The following is a 244-nucleotide window of genomic DNA, read 5'->3' on the forward strand; positions in this document are numbered from 1 at the left end:
CGAGGTTTGGGGGCGCGCTTACTGGATGGCGCCCGGGCCGAGCAGCCCCGGCGCGGCCAGGAATCCGCCCAGCCGGCCCTGGGAAGCCAGCAGCAGGTCGCAGCACTCGCGGACCGCGCCACCGCCGCCAGGTTGCGTGGCGATCCAGTGGGCCGCCTGGCTGACATAGCCCGGCGCATTCGGCACGCTGGCGGCGAAGCCCGCGCGTTGCATTGCCGGCAGGTCGATGATGTCGTCGCCCATG

The 244-nt window shown here is 73.4% G+C and carries 1 pseudogene; it reads right to left on the reverse strand.

The annotated features are described in order from the left end of the window. Positions 1–18 precede the first annotated feature (18 nt). A pseudogene (locus tag SB751_RS34300) lies at positions 19–244 on the reverse strand (phenylphosphate carboxylase subunit delta); the annotation flags it as partial.

The organism is Cupriavidus sp. SIMBA_020 (genome assembly GCF_046535395.1).
GTDB lineage: Bacteria > Pseudomonadota > Gammaproteobacteria > Burkholderiales > Burkholderiaceae > Cupriavidus > Cupriavidus campinensis.